Origin of the sequence: Micromonospora haikouensis (genome assembly GCF_000876225.1) — a bacterium.
Taxonomy (GTDB): Bacteria; Actinomycetota; Actinomycetes; order Mycobacteriales; family Micromonosporaceae; genus Micromonospora; species Micromonospora haikouensis.
Genome location: NZ_JXSX01000002.1, coordinates 1,079,909 through 1,099,738, shown reverse-complemented (window position 1 = coordinate 1,099,738; position 19,830 = coordinate 1,079,909). Strand labels below are relative to the sequence as shown.

The 19,830-nt window shown below is 69.9% G+C and carries 20 protein-coding genes; 7 read left to right on the top strand and 13 right to left on the bottom strand.

Translation table 11 applies throughout. The features are described from left to right. Nucleotides 1-2 precede the first annotated feature (2 nt). The 4 genes from TK50_RS21595 to TK50_RS21580 form a co-directional block, all read right to left on the bottom strand. Nucleotides 3-1,715 (bottom strand): replication initiator, encoded by a 1,713-nt coding sequence (locus TK50_RS21595; RefSeq protein ID WP_241774074.1) that lies wholly within the window; start codon nucleotides 1,713-1,715, stop codon nucleotides 3-5. A 74-nt stretch (nucleotides 1,716-1,789) separates the two neighbouring features. After that, complete coding sequence (locus TK50_RS21590; RefSeq protein ID WP_043966336.1) at nucleotides 1,790-2,410, bottom strand: hypothetical protein; 621 nt, start codon at nucleotides 2,408-2,410, stop codon at nucleotides 1,790-1,792. Continuing rightward, on the bottom strand, nucleotides 2,407-3,783 hold the full coding sequence (locus TK50_RS21585; protein ID WP_241774073.1) for an FtsK/SpoIIIE domain-containing protein: 1,377 nt from the start codon (nucleotides 3,781-3,783) through the stop codon (nucleotides 2,407-2,409). The genes TK50_RS21590 and TK50_RS21585 overlap by 4 nt, the downstream gene beginning before the upstream one ends. A gap of 435 nt (nucleotides 3,784-4,218) precedes the next feature. Continuing rightward, nucleotides 4,219-4,647, bottom strand: coding sequence for a hypothetical protein (locus tag TK50_RS21580; protein ID WP_241774072.1), 429 nt, complete (start codon nucleotides 4,645-4,647; stop codon nucleotides 4,219-4,221). Between the two features lie 175 nt (nucleotides 4,648-4,822). Between TK50_RS21580 and TK50_RS34195 the strand changes: the two genes are divergently transcribed. Beyond that, a complete protein-coding gene (locus TK50_RS34195; RefSeq protein ID WP_158499187.1) occupies nucleotides 4,823-4,996 on the top strand; it encodes a hypothetical protein in 174 nt (57 codons plus the stop codon). A 31-nt stretch (nucleotides 4,997-5,027) separates the two neighbouring features. Here the strand turns inward: TK50_RS34195 and TK50_RS21575 are convergent, their stop codons facing one another. The 4 genes from TK50_RS21575 to TK50_RS21565 form a co-directional block, all read right to left on the bottom strand. Further along, complete coding sequence (locus tag TK50_RS21575; RefSeq protein WP_241774071.1) at nucleotides 5,028-5,768, bottom strand: GntR family transcriptional regulator; 741 nt, start codon at nucleotides 5,766-5,768, stop codon at nucleotides 5,028-5,030. 61 nt (nucleotides 5,769-5,829) lie between these two features. Then, nucleotides 5,830-6,105 carry a hypothetical protein gene (locus tag TK50_RS33075; RefSeq protein WP_241774070.1) on the bottom strand — a complete coding sequence of 92 codons (276 nt, stop codon included), beginning with the start codon at nucleotides 6,103-6,105 and terminating at the stop codon, nucleotides 5,830-5,832. Beyond that, nucleotides 6,102-6,344, bottom strand: coding sequence for a hypothetical protein (locus TK50_RS21570; RefSeq protein ID WP_043966661.1), 243 nt, complete (start codon nucleotides 6,342-6,344; stop codon nucleotides 6,102-6,104). Before TK50_RS21570 ends, TK50_RS33075 begins: the two co-directional genes overlap by 4 nt. Further along, nucleotides 6,337-6,597 (bottom strand): hypothetical protein, encoded by a 261-nt coding sequence (locus TK50_RS21565; RefSeq protein ID WP_241774069.1) that lies wholly within the window; start codon nucleotides 6,595-6,597, stop codon nucleotides 6,337-6,339. Before TK50_RS21565 ends, TK50_RS21570 begins: the two co-directional genes overlap by 8 nt. Before the next feature lie 389 nt (nucleotides 6,598-6,986). On the opposite strand from TK50_RS21565, the gene TK50_RS21560 reads away from it, so the two are divergent. Both TK50_RS21560 and TK50_RS33070 read left to right on the top strand, forming a co-directional pair. After that, nucleotides 6,987-8,210, top strand: a complete 1,224-nt coding sequence (locus TK50_RS21560; RefSeq protein ID WP_043966328.1) for a helix-turn-helix domain-containing protein — start codon at nucleotides 6,987-6,989, stop codon at nucleotides 8,208-8,210. 24 nt (nucleotides 8,211-8,234) lie between these two features. Then, nucleotides 8,235-8,702: an NUDIX domain-containing protein gene (locus TK50_RS33070; protein ID WP_241774068.1), complete on the top strand. Its 468-nt coding sequence runs from the start codon at nucleotides 8,235-8,237 to the stop codon at nucleotides 8,700-8,702. Nucleotides 8,703-8,755: 53 nt separating this feature from the next. Here TK50_RS33070 and TK50_RS33065 read toward each other — a convergent pair whose 3' ends face one another. The 3 genes from TK50_RS33065 to TK50_RS21545 form a co-directional block, all read right to left on the bottom strand. Further along, complete coding sequence (locus TK50_RS33065; RefSeq protein ID WP_082106471.1) at nucleotides 8,756-10,411, bottom strand: GmrSD restriction endonuclease domain-containing protein; 1,656 nt, start codon at nucleotides 10,409-10,411, stop codon at nucleotides 8,756-8,758. 858 nt (nucleotides 10,412-11,269) lie between these two features. Continuing rightward, entirely contained in the window at nucleotides 11,270-11,926 is a 657-nt protein-coding gene (locus tag TK50_RS21550; RefSeq protein ID WP_144420348.1) for a P-loop nucleotide/nucleoside kinase family protein, read from the bottom strand. A 47-nt stretch (nucleotides 11,927-11,973) separates the two neighbouring features. Beyond that, nucleotides 11,974-13,410, bottom strand: a complete 1,437-nt coding sequence (locus TK50_RS21545) for an RICIN domain-containing protein (protein WP_043966324.1) — start codon at nucleotides 13,408-13,410, stop codon at nucleotides 11,974-11,976. A 179-nt stretch (nucleotides 13,411-13,589) separates the two neighbouring features. Between TK50_RS21545 and TK50_RS21540 the strand changes: the two genes are divergently transcribed. Next, nucleotides 13,590-14,027, top strand: coding sequence for a hypothetical protein (locus TK50_RS21540; protein WP_241774067.1), 438 nt, complete (start codon nucleotides 13,590-13,592; stop codon nucleotides 14,025-14,027). Between the two features lie 54 nt (nucleotides 14,028-14,081). On the opposite strand, the gene TK50_RS21535 is transcribed toward TK50_RS21540, so the two are convergent. Next, nucleotides 14,082-14,831: a cellulose binding domain-containing protein gene (locus TK50_RS21535; RefSeq protein WP_043966319.1), complete on the bottom strand. Its 750-nt coding sequence runs from the start codon at nucleotides 14,829-14,831 to the stop codon at nucleotides 14,082-14,084. A gap of 245 nt (nucleotides 14,832-15,076) precedes the next feature. Continuing rightward, the gene (locus TK50_RS21530; protein ID WP_043966317.1) at nucleotides 15,077-15,547 is read right to left on the bottom strand and encodes a MarR family winged helix-turn-helix transcriptional regulator; all 471 of its coding nucleotides are present in this window, start codon (nucleotides 15,545-15,547) and stop codon (nucleotides 15,077-15,079) included. A gap of 110 nt (nucleotides 15,548-15,657) precedes the next feature. Between TK50_RS21530 and TK50_RS21525 the strand changes: the two genes are divergently transcribed. The 3 genes from TK50_RS21525 to TK50_RS21515 all read left to right on the top strand — a co-directional run bounded on the left by TK50_RS21525 (nucleotide 15,658) and on the right by TK50_RS21515 (nucleotide 19,783). Beyond that, nucleotides 15,658-16,221, top strand: coding sequence for a YceI family protein (locus TK50_RS21525; RefSeq protein ID WP_043966316.1), 564 nt, complete (start codon nucleotides 15,658-15,660; stop codon nucleotides 16,219-16,221). Nucleotides 16,222-16,262: 41 nt separating this feature from the next. Continuing rightward, complete coding sequence (locus tag TK50_RS21520) at nucleotides 16,263-17,027, top strand: pirin family protein (RefSeq protein WP_043966315.1); 765 nt, start codon at nucleotides 16,263-16,265, stop codon at nucleotides 17,025-17,027. Between the two features lie 89 nt (nucleotides 17,028-17,116). Beyond that, a complete protein-coding gene (locus TK50_RS21515; protein WP_043966314.1) occupies nucleotides 17,117-19,783 on the top strand; it encodes an Hsp70 family protein in 2,667 nt (888 codons plus the stop codon). The last annotated feature ends 47 nt before the right edge of the window (nucleotides 19,784-19,830 follow it).

Genomic DNA, 19,830 nt, shown 5'->3' with positions numbered 1-19,830 from the left:
GTTCAGGCCGCGAGCGCGGCGGGTTGATCGGTTGCCGGAACAGCAGCGCCTGTTCGCAGGCGCGCGGTGTCGAGGTCTGCGCGCCAGCGGATGCGTGCGGATATCGCGCGCAGGAGTCGGTGTTCTAGGGGTGGCACGTCGGGGTCTTCGGGGCGGGCGAGTTCGAACCGGTAGCGCTTCGACCCGTCCGTGTCGTCGTCGGCTTGGTCGTGTTCTTCGGTGTCGGCCGTGCTGCCGGCGAGGATGGCGCGTACCCAGGCGCGGTTGTCGGCGCGGTGGTCGGCGAGGGTTTTGCCGGACCATTGGCGGGAGACGAGGACGCGGCGGCCGGTGAAGCCGAGGGTGGAGCGTTGGTGGACCTTCCCGGTGCACCGGCCGGGGGTCAAGCCGGCCTTGACGCCGTCGGGCTGCACTCCGTAGAGCAGCCAGTTGGCGCACGTCGGCGAGCACGGCAGGATCGACAGTTCGGCGTGGAGCCGGTCGAAGTGTGCCTTCTGTGCGTCGGATCGAGGCTTGGCCTGGTCGGTCAGGTCTTTCGTGACGTACTTCGTCACGTACCGGATGGAGCGTTCCGCGTCGCGGGTGCCCTGCTCGATGCCCCGGGCGTCGATCCGGCCGAGGCGGGCGACGTACGCGGGTCGGCTGTCGGGTTCTTCCAGGGCGTCGAGGGCTCCGCCCCAGGTGGGCAGCGGCTGCCGCGTCTTGGGGTCGACGTACGCCTGCCGGTCGACGTCCCACACCGGCGGCTTCTCTACCGGGTAGGCCAGCTCGTCGAAGGGTGGCCACCACACCTGGTGGTAGGTGGCTGCCGCGATCTGCTTGAGCAGCCGGCGCGGGAGGGTGCCCCGGATGGCGAAGTGCGCGTGTGGTGCAAGCCGGCGTTGCAGCTCCACCGCGCCCGCGTACTGGACGTTCCAGCCGGCGGCCCGCCGGACGTTCTGCCACCACCGGTCCAGCACGCGGGCGAAGTGGATCGCGTCCAGGGCCGCCCGCCGGTAGTCGTAGCTACCCGGGTCGACGGGCGTGCCGAGGACATCGTCATGCGGGCCGTGCCGCTGCCCGCACTCACAAGGAGCGACGTACGCGCCCCGGCGTAGGTGGGAGTGAACAGGACCGTGCGAACCGAGAGTCAGAGTGATCAGCATCGACGGCCGGTAGGTCTTGCCCTCCCTGCCCGAGTAGGCGCGGCCGACGGTGCGCGGGTCGACGGGCAGCCGGGGCAGGTCGGGAGTGTCCTGCCGCCGCCGGGTGGACCGCTTGCGGCGAGGCCGCTCGTCGCGATCCTTCGGGGTGAGGTGCCCGCGCAGGCTAGTTTCGCCGAGCGCTTCGTCCAGCTCCGCGATCGCGGCATCGATCTCGGCCACCTGCGCGGCCCGCTCGTCGGGGGTCATCGGCTGGTACTGGAGTGCCTCGCGCTCGAACTCCAGATGCGCCCGCACCCGCACGAGGGCGAGCACGTCTTCACCGGGCTTGTCGGGGCGGATCGCGGGTTCGTCGGCGAGGTGCCAGCCCTCCCGGATCTGCTGGATACGCAGCCGCCGACCCCGTTCGGCGCACGGCTTGCACTTCGCCGCCAGGGTCGCGCCGCAGGGGACTTCGACGACTTCGGTGAGTCCGGTGGTGGTGTCGGTGCGGCGTAGGGCGAGGGGACGGACGCAGACGCCGTGTTGCTCGGCGAGCTGCTTGAGCGCGTCCTTGGCCAGGGGCTTGCGCATCCGATCGGCCCGCGACCCCGGCCGAGGCCGCTCGACTTCGGCCGGCGTCGCGGTGGGCAGGAGTTCCTGTTGGCTCACCGGTCACGCTCCGAGCCGTACGGCATGCCGTTACGAGGTGCGAACGCCGCCGCAGGAACGGGCACCAGCCCCGGCCGCTGCACCGGTGCTGCCGGTGGTGGGATCGGTTCGGCGGTCGCCGCCTGGTCGTTGTCGATGAGGCGCAGGGACGGCCGGTCTTCAGTGCCGGTGTCGTCGGGTGACCACTGGCCCCAGTCAGCGGCATCGGTCGGCTGGTCGACGAGGGGCACCGCCGGAGCTACCGAGAAGACGAGCTTGGACAGGCCGAGAAACGCCAGCGCCGGGACGGCCGACAGCAACCAGCCCGACAGACTCGGCTTCGCCACCGCAAGCTGCGCCGCCAGGGACAGCGCGACGGCGCAGACGAGCAGGAACAGCGGATACCCGACCGGGCCACCCGTGCGACGGCGTCGGCGGATGGTCAGCAGCGCCGCCAGGGGCAGGAGTTCGGAGATGGCGGCGTTGGCCCAGCCGAACCAGTCGCCGGTACCGGTGGGGGAGTTGGCCATGGTCCAGTCGTGGACATGGGTGAACGACGCCGCTCCGGCCAGTCCGCCCACGGTGAGGACGATGAGCACCAGGACCACGCCCTCCACCCGCTCGGTGTCAGCCTTCACGGGTTCACCCCCTGATCGGTGTCGGTGAGGTGGCGGTAGTCGTGGCCGAGTTGCCGGATGTCGTCATCGGTGAGGTAGGCGAAGCGGACCCGGACCGGTTCGCGGACGCCGTCGAGGACCACGAACCCCACCCCGGGCGACGATTCGGGGATGCGGTCGCACAGCGCTCCCCGGTCGCGGGCGGCATCGCCGAGGACCATGTCCACCTGCTCGGGTTCGGTCAGCCGCAGGCCGATGCGGGTGGGGAACAGGTCGCGGAACGGGAGTACGTCCTTGCGCGGGTCCTGCAACGCGGCGACCACGTGCACGCCGACCGCCCGCCCTTGGGAGAGGAGGAGGCCGAGGGCTTCCTTGATCCGGTCGCGGACCTTCCGATCGGTGATGTACGCGGTCAACGCCGCCAGCTCGTCGACGACCAGGACGAGCAACGGGTCCTCCGGGGTCGGCACGTGCTGGCGGGTCATCCCGCGCAGCCGGGCCGCCCGCAGCCGCATCCGCTTGACGGCTTCTTCCAGGACGCCGGCCATGCTGTCGGGGTCGTCGTAGGCGAACCGGGCGAACAGCGGCACCCCCGCCGCCAACTCCATGCCGCCCTTCGGGTCGAACGCCCACACCTCCACCAGGCCCGACCGGATACCGGCGGCCAAGGCGCGGATCAGCGACCACAGCACCGACCCCTTGCCCGACCCCGTTGCCCCGGCGATCAGCACATGCGACCCCGACAGCCGCAGCCGATAGGTGTTGCCGTTCTCGTCGACGCCGAGGGCGAGCCCGTCGAAGTCCGGCACCTCAGCCACCGGCAACGGCCCGACGACCTCGGCGAGGGGATCGCGGCGCACGAGACGCAGCACCACCCGATCCGGGCGGTCGGTGGAGCGTGCTTGGCCGGTGCGCAGGCGGAAGGCGTAGGCGAGGCGTTCCGCGGCCTGCCCCCAGTCATCCGGGATCTGCCCCGGCAACAACCGGACGGTCAGCTCGTCGCCGTAACGGTCACAGCGCACCCGCAGGAGCTGCGGCACGTACCGGTCACCGGCGAACGCGGTCGCCAGCCCGCAGATGGCCATCACCGACGCCCACCGACGCCTGTAGATCACCAGCGCCCGGACACGGGCGACCAAGGGGTACCAGCCGAAGCGCAGCCACGACGACGGGTGCCACCGCCACCAACCCACGCAACCGCCGGCAACGGTCAGGGTGACGCCGGCCAGGGCCAAGCCCCCGAACTCGGCGCGGATCCACAGGGCGAGCGCGGCCGGGCCGGTGAGCCACCAGTACCGGGCGGCGAGGATGATGAGGCGGAACAGGCCCCGGGCGAGCCACCAGAACACCAGCAGCCAACCCGGAACCCGCCACGCCGGAAGACGCACGTTCATCGGCGCCATGGGGATCTTGTCCCCCGGGATCACGTTGATCAGAGGCACAGGTCACCACCCCGACCCGGACGCGCCAACGTCGAGACGCACGAGCGGCACGACATGCGGCGCAGGTCGAACCGGCGCGGCTTCACCCACCGGAAGCAGCACGGGCAGCGGATCGCGCACACCCGGGCGGAAGGCGGCGGCAACCGCAGCGCCGACCGGAGAGCAGCCTCGGTCTCCCGGTAGGCGTGGCGCAGACCGGCCAGGAGAGAACGCGTTCGGGCGAGTAGGAGGGCCGCGCCGACGAGCAGGGGCGCAGCAGCGATCAGGGCAGGGGGAACTACGGTGGGCATCACGCCCTCCTTCACCAGATGAGGGATGGGAGAGCGCGGGACGGGTCGGGACTCTTGGCGGGGAAACGACCCGCCCCGCGCGCACAATCAGAGGCGGTCAGGCCGCCACCGCACCGGGAACCGCCGACGCCGGACGGATCGCCGTCGCCCGCAGCGAGTACGCCATCCGGGAACGGCAATCACCCGAGGAGCGGCCCGGCTTGCACCGCTGCGAATCCACGTAAGGGGTGAGGGTCAGGCCCTCGAACTCCACCGCCGGCGGATACCCCGGCACCATCGACGGCGGCGGCACCGGCTGCTGCGACGCGACCACCTTGACCTTCACCTCCGTCGACCGGCCGAACTTCCCCGCCTCCGGATCCAGGTCCATCACCCGCACCACCCAGACCCGCTCCCCGGTGTCCTTGTCCCGCGCCTGGTTGTCCGCCTCACCCCGCCGCTCAAAGTCGATCTGCGGCGAGACACCCAGGCAGAGCGCCCCGGCGGGGAACACGTACTCGGACGGGACCGGCACCTTCAACGTCATCGGAACCACGTAGACAGCCTCCTAATCTCACCAGTCGTCTTCCTGACAACCGGTTGAGCTAACAAGCTACGTCAGCTTGTAAGCACAAGCAAGGTCGAATGTGAGCCGATTGCACAATGTGAAAGCCGACCCCGCGCACGACGGGCGGCCTGAGGGGGAACCGATGTCAGAGCGGGTGACAGCCGAGCGTCTGACGCTGGTGGACACCGTCGACCGATGGTTCCACCTGGACCGGCCCGTGCTGATCCAACCCGGGCAGTCCTACTGGGTCGACCGCAAGACAAGCGAACTGTGCGTCGACCGGGGAGACGGGCGGATCACACGGGCCGCCGGTTGGTGGTGCCGCTGAGAGCCGCCGGCCAAGCCGACACGGATGGCTCTCAGCGCAGCGCGTAGGTGTCCTCGATCTCGTGACGGCTGCCCGGCATCACCAGCACCGACGTCATGATCGGATCGCCGGATGCCTGGTGAACGGTGATAACGACGCTCATCACCGACTCGTCGGCCGGCACGTCCAGGGCCTCAGCCTCAATCCCGCTCACCCGGCGGGCGGTCATGCGCTCGGTGGCGTAGTCGGCGCGTAAGCCCTTGTGGCGGGCGATGAGGTCGAGCAGGCCACCCGGGATCGGATCCGGCTTGGTGATCTCGGTGCCGACCGCGATGTCCACCGGCACGAACGTGGCCACCAGGTCCACAGGCCCCGCACCGGACACCGTCCGACGCCGCCGTTCGTACACGGGCGTGCCCTCCGGGATCTTCAACTCCGCAGCGATGCGCGGCGAGGCGAGCACCGGCCCGACGTGCAGGATCTCCGTCTCCCCCGTCTCGTCCAGCTCCACCGCGTCACGGGCGTAGTCCGGCGAGGTGCGACCGGACACGGGCCGGCCGCGTACGAAGCTGCCCTTGCCCTGTTGGGACTCGATCCAGCCGTCCTGCTTGAGGATGCCCAATGCCTTGAGCACCGTCGGGCGGGACACCCGGAACTCCGTACAGAGCTGGTTCTCCGACGGCAGCGCCGCACCGGGCGCGTAGTCGCCATCCTCGATGCGCTTCCGCAACGTGTTCAACACGCGCAGGTACTTCGGCGTCGGAATCTCGTACGCCATCGCGGGCCACCCCACCTATGAACGCTGCATGAATCTCAGCAGCTTATGAGTTGTTTGCTTGACAGGACAAGTCACGTCAGCCGTTCGGTGTCACCCGCTCCACCGCAGCAGCCAGCCACCCCGACCACGAAGACACCGCCGCCACCCGCTCGGGTTGGCTCGCGCCGGGCCAGCGGCGAGGCAGGCAGCCGTACCGGCCGAACACCCGCAACGCATCCCGACGCGGCCCGCACGGACCGTCCTCGCCGCAGCCGACGCAGCGCCCGTCCGCGCTCGACGGCGTATGTCGGTCAAGCTGCGCCTGCGCCGCCTGAAGCTGATCACGCGCCGCACCCGACAGGTAGACGCTCACCGGGCCGGTCCCTCCGGTGGGAGCTTGCTGGCGCGCACCAGGATCTGCGTCTGCGGACCCCGACGGCCCGACGGCGACAGCTTGACCCCTTCGACCCAGATCCACTCGTCATGGGGCGGGCGATTGACCACCAGCCGGACGCCGGTCACCCACAACCGCACCGGCCCGTCCGACGGGAGAAGCCGGTCATCCGCGTCGATGTCCAGCACCGCGCCGAGCTGTACCCGGATGTCAAACACCACGTCTCCTCACCGCCGGACCCGCGTTGATGCGGGACGGCGCGCTCTCGGGCTTGCGTCGTTGGATGTGGAGGCCGGCGATCTGCGCGAAGACCTCGCGCTTGGCCAGCGCGTTACGGGTGGCTGGATCGATGACGTAACCGGTGAGCCACACCCAGCCGTAGTACGTCGGCCGCTCATCCACCGACGTGACCCGCAGCCACAGCGCCCGGTCGCCGCCGAACTGCACCGACGCCCGACCGTCGATCAGCACCAGGTCACCCGGTATCGGCACACCCGGCCGACTCGACTCAGGCGCAGGCGTGCGAGGCACCGGGGCGGGCAGGCCATTCACAGGCCGTCGTTCGGGTCGCGGCCCCACGCCAGCACCCACCCCGGGCCAGCCTCAGCACGCCGCCGAACGACCGGAACCCGCACAGTCCAGGCAGGACCGCCGGGCCAGGGAACGAGTTCGCTCCGCCCCCTGCACCATCCCCCGAATGGCGGTGCGGGCAACGGTGTACTTCCAGCCCGCACCCGAGCAGGATTGGCAGTTGGTCGATACGTTCAGCCCCGTCATGAAGACAGGTTGTGGCACGAACCGCCCAACGACCCGGAAAATCCTTCCGGGGTCGCAGCCGACCGAGGGGAGATGGTGAACCGGTGCGCGGGAGAACCCACAACCTGACGATCGGTGAGCGCGTCGCCTGGTACCGCTACCGACGTGGCCTGTCCCAGGAAGTCCTAGCCGGACTCATCGGCCGTACCGCCGACTGGTTGGGGAAAGTCGAGAACAACCGGATCGAGCTGGACCGGCTGTCCGTCATCAAGTCACTCGCCGAAGTCTTGGACGTGACGCTCGGCGACCTGCTCGGCGAACCCTCACTGCTCGACTGGACCAGCGACAGCGGCACCGCCACCGTCCCCGCCCTACGCGCCGCCCTGATGAACTACCGCGCCCTCGGCCCGTTCGGCGGCGGCACGGGTGCGGAACCATCGAGCATCGCCGCGCTGAAGAACGAGGTAGGCGCACTCTGGGACGCCTACCAGGACTCCCGATTCGGGTACGTCACCGGCCGCCTGCCCGATCTACTCGACCGCGCCCAAGCTGCCGCCGACCACCACGACGGCGACGACCAGGACCACGCCCGCCGGCTACTCGGTCTGGCATACCAGCTTGCCGCGACCCAGCTCACCAAGCTCGGAGAGAGCGACCTGGCGTGGATCGCCGCCGACCGCGGCTTGGCCGCCGTCCGCCCCACCGGCGACCCGCTCATCACCGGCTCCCTGTTCCGGTCCGTCGGCCACGCCCTGCACGCCACCGGCCGCTACACCGAAGCCGTACGCCTCACCGAAGACGCCGCCGGCTACCTTGAGCCCCACCTCAAGCACGCCACCCCAGCGCTGCTGTCCGTCTACGGCACCTTGTTCCTGTCCGGCTCGATGGCCGCCGCCCGCGCCAACGACGCCGGCACCACCCGCACCTTCCTCGCCGCCGCCGACCAGGCCGCCGGTCAACTCGGAGCCGACGCCAACCACCTCTGGACCGCGTTCGGGCCGACCAACGTGGCCATCCACCGCGTCGCCACCGCCGCCGAGCTGGGAGACCTGCAAGTCGCCATCGACCTCGGCCCCCGTGTCGACACGGCCGGCCTACCGATGGAACGTCGGGTACGGCACGCCCTCGAAGTCGCCCGCGCCTACAGCTCGTGGAACCGCATCGACGACGCCCAGGCCGCCCTGCTGGATGCCGAGCAGATGGCACCCGAGCAGGTCCGCCACCACTTCCTCAGCCGACAACTCGCCTTGACCTGGATCCGCCGCCAGCGCGGCAAGCCGTCCGCTGAGCTGGTCGGACTGGCCCAACGGCTCAAGGTGCTCGACTGAACCCCAGCCCTCTACGCTGCCCAAGTGACGACCAACGAGATGCCACCCGTGGCAACCCCACGCGTCGCCGCAGGCGCCCTCTTCTTCGACGCTAAGGGCCGAGTGCTCCTCGTACGTCCCAGCTACAAAGACCACTGGGACATCCCGGGGGGTTATGTCGAACCCGGTGAGTCCCCTCGGGCGGCATGCAAACGCGAGATTGGAGAAGAGCTTGGCCTCACGGTGCCCCTTGGCCCCATGCTCGTCGTCGACTGGGCACCCGCCGACAATGAGGGCGACAAGCTTCTCTTCGTCTTCGACGGTGGCATCCTTACCCCCGAGCAGGAACGATCTATCCGTTTCGGGGACGGCGAGTTAACTGATTGGCGCTACGTCGATATTGATGTCCTCGATCACTACGGGCCGCCCAGGCTTGCCCGCCGACTCCATACGGCAGCGATGGCCCGCTCCAGAGCAGAAGCAATCTACGCAGAACACGGGACACCCAAGTAACTGCACAGAAAGAAGCGGATTACCAGACTCACCCGACGTAGCCAACTACACACTCAACCTTCATCCACCTTCCTACTGACCCTAGAATGCGCACTCTCCTTGTAGCCAGTATTGCAGTATGGGTGTGTTACTTGCCCATTTTCCGGGGCACCCGTACCGCCATCTTCCTTCCGAATCTTGTGGTCAATTGACATAGATCCCTTAGGAACGCGAGCCTTGCATAGTGCACAACTCGGGGCAGAGCTTAAATAAGTTCTAAGATAAATAGTATTCTTCGTCTCAGATGAAAAGTTCCGGCCATGTTTACGGTCTTCCGTACTTTGAGGCTTAAGGTGCGACATCAGCCGGGGATGGGCCCTAAGCTGAGCCACGATTGCCATTTCGTCGGACTCTCCAGCGGAGAGCGCTTCAAACAACGTAAGATACATTTGCAGAATCGGCGAAAGGGGTCGGAGTCCACCCCCATACCCGCTAGACAACTGGTTTCGGAAATAGTTGTACTTGACCAGGAAATCTTCAAAACGTGATCGCACATCGGTGAACTTATGCAGATCTCGTCGCCTTTCGAGCTCAAGTGCGAACTCTACCGCAGCAACAAAGGCAGGGGGTTGAAACCTTCCCGTCGATCCGTAGAAATACACTGCGGGATGGAAGCCCAGCGACGCTGGACCATTCCCAGCTATACGACTCGCAGCTCTCCATACGGATTGCATAAATTGGATTGTTACGCTGCCATCCCGATCGTCGGGCAGCACCTCAGAACCGACACTGCCGCCGCTTCTGCGATCCTCACTGCGCTGCCACATTTCCGGCTTCAGACCGTTGACCCAGTTCACGAGCCCGAAAACCATGTTCAAGCTGTCCGCCGAGTACCCCTGCCCGCCCGCCGGAAGATCAGCACTTCTAATCGGCATTTCCAGATCCGGCTTGAAAATTAGCGCATAAACCTCTTCAGCAATTCTCTCAATTTTCGCTTGGGTGGACGCATCAAATTCGGACCAGTACTTGTGACCCGTGCCAGCGCGGATGAACGCACGAGCAGCCATCGCGTTGGGCTTTCGCCGCGCCTTAATAATGTCAAGTTCAGTCTGATTAATCGGTGTCGCGTGTTGATTAATCCTGTAGAATGAATCCTCGGCCTTGCGCGCCTCACCAACCACCCATTGAAGGTGGACGGCAAACGAGCTCAAATTGCGCGCAAGCCGAATCTGCTTCTCAGTGCTCACTTCGGGGTGGCGCAATGCGGAAGCCAAGGAGATGTAGGTGCCCACCCTTTCCTCGACCGCCTGCCGTGCCGCTTCCGCCGCCCTTTTTTGCTCTCTCGGGATGTTGTTGGCAAAGAATTTGACAGAGATATCCTTGTCGCCATAGTCATCGTTCACCCAAGCCGCTAATGCACTTAGGCGATGCGCACCATCTATGACGAAGATGTTTCCACTTTCAGGCGAACGCCAAAGGATAATCGAAGGAATGAGGTCTCCTTCTAGGAAGCTCTCAACTAACTCAGCCACCTTTTCTGGTGTCCAATTTGAGGTTTCTCGCTGAAAGTCCGGCTTACGAAGAACATGGTACGTCAAGCTTTCTATGGAAAGCTCCGTAACCTTCATCGTGTTAGTAAGACTTGAGGGGCCAGACGCACCACCAGGTGCGACGATTCGGAAATCCTCACGCCTAATGAGCGCATCCAGATTTACCAAATGCTTAGCCATTCAGTCTCCCCATTTTCCACAACCTTCCTCAAGGTGCCACCTAGAGCATTTGACGAGCATGCTGCCGAATTGTTCTCATTAGGATCAAGGCGCCGCGCAAGCGCGGCGCGTTGGCCGCGCACTGGCCTGCTGGCGGCCTCCGGCCGGCATCGGCCGCACGCGGCCAACCATGCCGCGTGCTACGCCTCGGGAGCAATGATCGCGGCCTCTATGCGCAGTCCAGCGCCGACGAGTACAAGAAGGCCAGCGAGGACGTGTAGTTCCACCTGCCCTGATAGGCCGGCCTGCCCCGAGTCAGTCAGCGCTGTGAGCGCGGAGATCAGCAAGCCTGCCAGCAATGACACAGTGCCTACTACTCGTCTGGTAGCGGCTCGCCGGGATCGAAGGTCCACTGCGGGACCGTACCGGAGACCGGACATCGAAACTGTCCGCATGGCGACTGACCAGCGACTTGCGGTCGTGACGATCGCGGGGCGGTCATCCACCGCCGAGGTTGGGGCGATCGGCTGCCGCGCCGCTTCGCGGCTTGCCACCGCGTACCGGGGTCCGGGCGCGCGGGGAGCCGGCGACAGGGCAATCCGCCCCCGGCCTCTCGGGCCGGGGGCGGTAAGCCGCACGCCGCCGGACAGCCGCACGCCCACTCCACAGCCGTGCCAGCCACGTGCCAGTAGCCGGTGTCCCAGACGGTCCCCAGCGGTCATGATCGGGCACCACGACCCAGCGGCTGACCAGGCGATCCGGGCAGATCATGACAGCCGAGAACGATCTTCCAAACTGACGGTGCGGGTTCGATTCCCGTCGCCCGCTCCACACCCTCCGGCCCCGATTCAGGAGTGGTTCTCCCTGAACCCGGGCCGGTCACTGTTCCCTCGTTACGGGCTCCGGGTCCCGGTTCGTTGCCGGCCCGGTCGGCGGACCGCTGCCCGTTCGCGGTGGCCCGAGCAGGGCGACGACCGCTGCTACGACCCTCTCGATGGCCGGAGCCGCGTCGTCCGACGTGTCGACTTCGACGACGGCGTCGACGCCCTCCGGCGGCGCGAAGATCGACCGCCTCATTTCGCCCTGCTGGAACAGGGAGAGAAGTTGCTGGTCGATTGCCCCGCCCCCGGCCGCCCGAGCAACTAGCCGCCGGCCGATGACCGCCTCCCGGGCGACGACGTGCACGGCCAGCACGCGGCTGCCACCCGCGAGCAGCGCGCGCAGCAGGTCGTGGGACAGCACCGAGGACTCGACGACGAGGCTCACCCCGGAGGCGGCAAGCAGCCGGGCCGCGCCGACCATCACGGCTTCGGCCCGGAGGCTGACGGGACCACCGGCGACGTGGAAGTCCCCGGCGAGCCGTACCCGACCGTCCTCGCCGACGGAGGCGGAGGACAGGGCGAGACCGGTCTTGATCGCGTCGCGGGTCAGGAACGGGATGCCGAGGTGACCGGCCGTCGCGGAGGCGACGGTCGTCTTCCCGGCGCCCGGGCACCCGCATACCGCGATCACCACCGGCCGTTCCCGCACTGGCATCCGCCGATGCTGACAGACCACGGCGTTCCCGGCTGCCGGGGTCGTCGTCAGGACTCCGTACGCGACCACTGCTGGTTGGTGCCGCCGTTGCAGGCGTACTGCTGGATGTCCACGCTGTCGCCGGTGCCGGCGTTGACCACGTCGAGGCACTTGCCGCTGTGCCGGGCCCGGAGCTGGAAGTAGTCGCCGGTCGCGGCCCACTGCCACTGCTGGTTGGTGCCGCTGCCGCAGGTGTACTGGATGATGTTGGCGCCGTCGGCGGTGGACGCGTTGGCGACGTCGAGGCACTTGCCGCTGTTGGCGTTGACGATGCGGAAGTAGCCGCCGCCGGCGTCCTGGAACTCCCACTTCTGGTTGCCGCCGCCGTTCCAGGTGTACTGCTTGACCTCGGCGTTGTTGGCCGTGGAGTAGCCCACCACGTCCATCACCTTGCCGCTGTGCCGGGCGGTGACGCGGTAAAAGGCGGGCGAGTTGCCGGTGACCGTCCCGGTGGCCGTGTCGATGGTGACGGACGGGTACCACGTCAGGCTCATGCTGGTGCTGGACGGGAAGGTGATCGGCAGCCAGACGTACTGCGAGTCGCCGACGGGGCCGCCCCAGGCGCCCGCCCAGCGGTCGCCCAGGTACAGGTAGCTGGTGGTGGAGGTGCCCTGGATGGGCAGCACGTAGGCCGGCTGGGAGCTGAACGTGTTGCTGTTGCCCACGTCGGTCCAGCCGCTCCACGGCCCGGAGATGCTCGGCGCGGTGGCGTACTTCGCCTGGTTGGGGCTCCAGCCCGTCGCTCCGGAGGTCAGCAGGAAGTACGTGCTGCCCCGCTTGAACATGGCGGGCGCCTCACGGTGGGCGCCGTCCCAGAAGTTGCCCACGAGGGTGGACACGTTGAGGTAGTCCGAGGTGAGCCGGTAGATGTTCAGGTCGTAGTTGTCGTCGGCGGCCGAGATCATGTACGCCGTACCGTTGTCGTTGTAGAGCGTGATGTCGCGGGACATGTGCTGTCCGAGCGGCCGGAAGCTGCCGTGGTAGGTGTAGTTGCCGTCCACGGTGGCCGACGAGGCGACGGCGGCCCGCGCCTCGTTGTAGTCGGAGCCGTTCTCCTTGTGCATCCACATCACGTACCGGCCGGTGCTGGCGTTGTAGATGACCTTCGGTCGCTCGATGTTGGCGCGCTGCAGTTCGGTGGCCGACGACTGGGTCAGCACGTTGTTGCGGAACTCCCAGGTGCGCAGGTCGGTGGAGCGGTAGACGGAGACCGCCCGGAAGGTGTTGTCGGGGTTGCGGTTCTCGCCGAACCAGTAGTAGTAGTCGCCGACCTTGAGGACACCGCCGCCGTGGGCGTGCACCACCGCGCCGCCGGTGTCGGTGAACTGGGTGCCGTTGGTGACGGTCACCGGGGCCGCCTGGGCGGCCGTGCCCGGCCCGACCAGCGTCGCCAGCGTCACGATGAGCGCCAACCCCAGCGACAGGAGGCGTCCGCTTCTTCTCATCCGATCGTCCTTCCACCCTCAGGACGGCCGCGCCGACCTCGACATCCGCCGCAGGGCCCCGGCGGCGCGACGCCGCCGGGGCTAAGCTGCACCTGCATTAACCCATCGATGGTCACCCATGCGCAACAGCCGCGTAACCGGACTGTGGGATGCGCGCCGCCGGGGCTAGCCTCGTCCACATGCGAAAGCGGCTGCGCGTCGTCCTCGGCCTGGTCGCGGCAGCCGTGCTCGCCGCGCCGGTCACCATCGCCGCCGTCCACGTCGCCCATCGCCGCGACGAGGACGGCTATCTGGCGTACCTCAAGGAGTACGGGGATCCGCACAGCGACGCCCCGGTGCCGGTGCTGCCGCCCGCCGCCGACCTGCTCGCCGAGGGCGACGCGGCCTGCGACTGGATGCGGGAGCAGCCGTACGCGCTGTGGCGGACCGAGCCGCAGTACCACTTCGTCGCCGTCTACGAGCGCTACCTGCAGCGTGTCGCGGGCCGCCCACCGCGTTGGGGCACCGGCCTTCCCGACATCAACATGGTGGTGGCGGGCGCCTGGGCGCACCTCTGCCCGGCCGACTGGGAGCTACGGCAACCCCGGCGGCGCCCCTTCGCCCCCAAGCCGGACTGAAGCACTGACCGGGCTGAAGCACTGACCGGGCTGAAGCACTGACCGGGCTGACGGTTACCGGCCGCAGGTCAGCGTGGGGACGCCGGCCGCGCCGCTGGACCACACCATCATCCCGAACGTCGTCGAGGCGCCGGGCGCCAGCGTGCCGTTGTACGACGCGTTGCGGACGACGACGTCGGCGCCGCTGGTCTCCGCCACCCCGTTCCAGGCCGCCGAGATGCGCTCGTCGCCGGGCCACCGCCAGGACACCCGCCAGCCCTGGACCGGTTCGCCGCCGCTGGCGCGCACGGTGACCGTGGCGGTGAAGCCGCCGATCCACCGGTTGTCGACGGTGGCGGTCGCGGTGCACACCGACTGGTCGGTGGTGCGGGCGGGCCCGCCGATGACGTACGGGTCCTTCTTGCCGTCGGGCTCGCTGAACCGGAACCAGTAGTCGGTGCCGGGGGTCAGCCCGCCGATGGTCACCGTCCCGTTGCGCTCGGGCCCGGTGAGGGCCTGGGCTGCGGGGTTGCGCCACTGCTCGGCGTCGGAGCGGCTGGCGAAGAGGAGGACCTGCATCGGCGGGTCGTAGCCGCAGGGCGGGCTGAGCAGCATCGTGTAGGTGATGGTCAGGCTCGTCGCGGTGGTCGCCGTCACCTGACCCCAGATCGGCAGGGCCGGCGGGCACGCCACGGTCGGGGTGGGGATCGGCGGCGCCGGGGTCTGCATCGGGGCGGGGGGCGCGGCGGCGGCGCCGGCCGCGCCGGCCCAGGTGGCCAGGGCAAGGGTCGCGGCGGCGAGCACCACGCCGGGCATGCGGAACATCCGTACCTCCTCGGATCGCGGGGACGCGCCGACCGTCTGGCGGGCACCGGTCGGCGGCGGTCGCCGGGAGGGCGGCCCGGCGCCGGATGGCCCTGCCACCCCGCGCGCCTTCCCAGGCTGGTTCGGGGCTTCGCGCCGGCTCCCGGGCGCGCGACCCAACGACAGCCTTCCATTCGATAAACGTCGATGCAATTAGCCGTTCCGGTCGGGCGCAGGCAGCCGTCAGGACAGCCGCCGACGCGCGGTCAGGCCGGCCGACGTTCGGCGTCCAGGCCATCGACGACGCGGGTGGCGATGCGCTCCAGGGCGCGTACCTCGTCGGGGTCGAGCTGGTCGAAGACGAGCCGCCGGACGGTGTCGACGTGCGCGGGCGCGGCGGCTTCGATGGCCGCGCGGCCGGCGGCGGTGAGCACCACGAACGCGCCCCGGGCGTCCTGGGGGCACTCCTCGCGGTCGACCAGGCCCCGGCGCTGCATGCGGCCCAGGTGGTGCGACAGGCGGCTCTGCTCCCACTGGAGGTCGCGTTGCAGCGCGAACGGGCGCAGCCGCCCGTCGGGGGCCTCGGCGAGCTGGACCAGCACGCCGTAGTCGGCGAAGGAGAGCCCGGAGTCGGCCTGCAACTGCCGGCCCAGCCGCGCGGACAGCTCGGCCTGCATGCGCAGGTACGCCCGCCAGGCGCGCTGCTGGTCGTCGTCGAGCCATCGGGTGCCGGTCATGACCCCAGCGTACCAGTGATGCATGACACGTCATGGACGGAATGAATGATGCGTCATGTAGGTTGAGGCCAACGTACATGACACATCATGAGACCCCGGAGGAGATCGAGATGAGCACCGCAACCGGCGCCGACCTGGCCCAGCTGACCGGCACCTACACCATCGACCCGAGCCACACCCGCATCGGCTTCGTCGCCCGGCACGCGATGGTGACCAAGGTGCGCGGCGCGTTCAACGAGTTCGAGGGCTCCGTCGCCTTCGACGCGGCCGACCCCGCCCGCACCGACGTGCGGGTGACCATCCAGGCCACGAGCATCGACACCCGCAACGCCCAGCGCGACGCGCACCTGCGCAGCAACGACTTCCTGGACATGGAGACCCACCCGGAGATCACCTTCGTCTCCACGGCGTTCCGGCAGACCGGCGAGGACACCTTCGACCTGACCGGCGACCTGACCGTCAAGGGCGTCACCAACCCCGTCACGATCCCCTTCACCTACGAGGGCGCGGCCAGCGACCCGTTCGGCAACCTGCGCCTCGGCTTCGAGGGCGCGGTGACGATCAACCGCAAGGACTACGGGGTGACCTGGAACGCGGCGCTGGAGACCGGCGGTGTCCTCGTCAGCGAGAAGATCACCCTGGAGTTCGAGGTCTCCGCGATCAAGAACGCCTGACCCCGCTCCCCCTCCCACCAGCGGCCTTGAGAGGACATCCCATGAGCGCCACGCTGACCCCCCGGGTGGACATCCGCCGGGCCGACGACCGGTACAAGACCGACATCGCCTGGCTCGACTCCAAGCACTCGTTCTCGTTCGGCAACCACTGGTCCCCCGACAACACCCACCACGGGCTGCTGCTGGTGAACAACGACGACGTCGTCCGGGCGGGCACCGGCTTCGAGACGCACCCGCACCGGGACATGGAGATCGTCACCTGGGTCCTCGCGGGCTCGCTGGTGCACCAGGACTCCACCGGCCACTCCGGCGTGATCTATCCGGGGCTGGCCCAGCGGATGAGCGCCGGCACCGGCATCCTGCACTCGGAGAAGAACGACTCGTGGCGGCTCGGCGGCGAGCGGCACACCGAGCCGGTGCACTTCGTGCAGATGTGGGTGGTGCCCGACGAGCCCGGCGTCACCCCCGGCTACGAGCAGCTGGAGATCGGCGACGAGCTGCTCACCGGCGGGCTCGTCCCGGTCGCGTCGGGGATGGACCGGCACGCCGATGCCGCGGCCATCCGGATCAGGAACCGGTACGCCGCCCTCTACGCGGCCCGGCTCCAGCCCGGCCAGAGCGTGCAGCTGCCCGAGGCGCCGTACCTGCACCTGTTCGTGCCCCGGGGCGCGGTGACCCTCGAAGGCTCGGGCGCGCTCGGCACCGCCGACGCGGTCCGCTTCACCGCCACCGGCGGGCAGCGGGTCACGGCCACCGAGCCGGCCGAGATCCTGGTCTGGGAGATGCACGCCACCGTCGCCGGCTGAGCCGGCACAGCGGCGGCCACGGGACCGGTGTCCGGCCTGCGTACGATGCGGGGCCGGACATCGGCTCGTCCCGGCGGAGGTAACGGCAGATGGCAGGCCAGCACGACGGGTTCGCCCTCGGCGTCGACCTCGGCACGTCCAACACCGTGGCCGTGCTGCGCTGGCCGGACGGGCGGACCCGGCCGCTGCTGGTCGACGGGCAGCCGGTCGTCCCCTCCGGCGTGTACGCCGACACCGACGGCCGGCTGCACGTCGGCCGGGACGCCCGGCGGCTGGCGCAGGCCGACCCGGGGCGCTACGAGCCGAACCCGAAGCGCCGCATCGACGCCCCGACCGTCGCGCTGGGCGACCGCGAGTACGCCCCCGCCGACCTGCTCGCCGCGATCCTGCACGCGGTGGGGCAGGCGGCCGTCGCCGCGGTCGGCTTCCTGCCTCCGGCGGTGCTCACCTGCCCGGCGTCCTGGGACGAGGCCCGCCGGCAGGTCCTCGCCGACGCGCTGCTGCGGGCGGGCTGGCCGCAGGCCGCCGAGCACACCCTGTCCGGCCCCACCCCGCCCGGCACCCGGCTGCTGCGCGAGCCCGTCGCCGCCGCCCGCTACTACGCCCAGGTGCTGCGCCGGCCGGTGCCCGTCGGCGGCTCGATCGCCGTGTTCGACCTGGGCGGCGGCACCCTCGACGTGGCGGTGCTGCGCAACGAGGGGGCCGACCCGTGGGGCGACTCGGGCTTCACCGTGACCGCCACCGGGGGCGTGCCCGACCTGGGCGGGCTGGACCTGGACGCGGCCCTGGTGGCCCGGCTGGGCGAGCGGGTGTCCGCCACCGACCCGCAGGTGTGGCAGCGGCTCACCCGGCCGGCCGACGCGCCGCGGTGGCGCGACCGGCACCAGCTGTGGGAGGGCGTCCGCGAGGCGCGGGAGATGCTGTCCCGGGCGACGGTCGCGCCGGTGGTCGTGCCGGGCCTGCCGGCGGTCGTCGAGCTGACCCGCGAGGACGTCGAAGGCGTGGCCGCCCCGCTGCTGGCCCGGGCCGTCGCCGAGACACGGCGGGTGATCGCCGCCGCCGGCCTCACCCCCGACCGGCTCGCCGGCCTGTTCCTGGTGGGCGGCCCGACCCGGATGCCGCTGGTGGCCCGCATGCTGCACGCCGAGCTGGGCGTCGCGCCGACCGTGCTGGAGCAGCCGGAGCTGCCGGTGGCCGAGGGGGCGCTGACGGACCTGCCGACCCCCCGCCCGGCCCCCACGTCGCCGCCCGCCCCGCCCGGCGGTGGTCCGGGGCTGCCGTCGACCGTGCCCGCCCCCGCCGGGACGCCGGCCACCGCGTGGGGCGGGCCCACGCCCGTGTCACCCCCCATGCCTGGACCACCCGCCACGCCCGGGTCGCCGCCGGCCGTCCGCCGCCGGCGCGCGCTGTGGATCACGGTGGCGGCGGTGCTCGCCCTCGCCGGGGTGGGCGTCGGGGCCGCGCTGTGGTTCACCCGGGACCGCTACCCGGGGCTGGAGTTCCAGAACCTGGCCGAGGTCAAGCGCGTCCGGGCCGGCGAGGACCGGCCGGTCGAGACCCTCACCGCCCTGCTCGACGACGTCGGCTACGCGGCGTACCCGCTGCCGGACGACCGGCTGGAGATCGTGGCGGTCGACGCGGGGACCGGCCGCACCCGGTGGCGGAAGCAGACCACGCAGACGGCGCAGCAGTGGGACGCGCTCGTCGCCGTGCCCGGGGCGGTGGCGGCCTTCTCCGACCCGATCGGCGTCGACGCGCCCCGCGAGCTGGTGGTGCGCGACGCCGCCTCCGGCGAGCAGCGGTGGAGCCGGAGCATGGGCGACGACGACCGGGTGATCTTCGGGCGGGACGTGGCGGTGCTGGTCGACACCACCGGGAACCGACTCGTCGGACTGCGGATGCGCGACGGGAACCAGGTCTGGGCCCAGGACAACCCGCGCGACTCGTCGGGCAATGCCCACAGCGCCGTGCTGCCGGTCGAGACCGCCGAGGCGGCCGGCGGGCCGGCGTACGCCGACGGGACACCCCGCGACCCGTGGCGGGGCAAGGCCGACCGGCTCGTGCAGATCGGCGCGGACCGCTCGGCCCGGCTGATCGACCTGGTCGAGGGCACGGTGCTGCGCAGCTGGCCCGCCGTCGCCGACCTCGACGACCCGATGGTCGCGCGGGACGACCGGCTGTACGTGGTCGACGACGCCGGGGTCGGCGGGTACCGGCTGCTCGGGTACGACCTCACCCGGGTGGCCGAGCCGACGGTGCTGCACAGCGCCGCCGACGACGGGCGTCGGGTCGCGGCGCTGGTGGCCTGCGGCAAGCACCGGGCGTGCCTGTTGGAGGCCCCGGCCGGCGACGCGGACCGCGCCGAGGTGGTGGCCGTCGCGGAGGGCGAGAAGGCGAGGCGCTGGGCGACGCCGGGGGCCCGGGAACTGGTGCCGGTGGGCGCGCACCTGATCGTGCGGCGGCAGTTCCCGGAGGCGACGTCCACGCTGTTCGACCCGGCGGGCCGCGCGGTGCTGCGCGACCGGAGCGGGGTGGCCGTGCGGCTGGACGCGGGCAACGTGCTGGTCTTCGCCGATCCGCTGAGCGGCAGCGAGGGCAACCGCAGCGTCGCCGGGCTGGCCGTCGGCGGCGCCGGCCCGGTCGAGCTGGGCCTGGCCGAGGACGTGCGCAGCGAGTCCTGCTCGTGGAACACGAGCGTGCTGCTGTGCGGCGCGGCGACGGACTTCGTGCTGTATCGCTTCGCTCCGACGCCCTGACGACGGCAACGGTGGATCGCCGCCCGGCCCCGCCCGCCGGTGCGGAG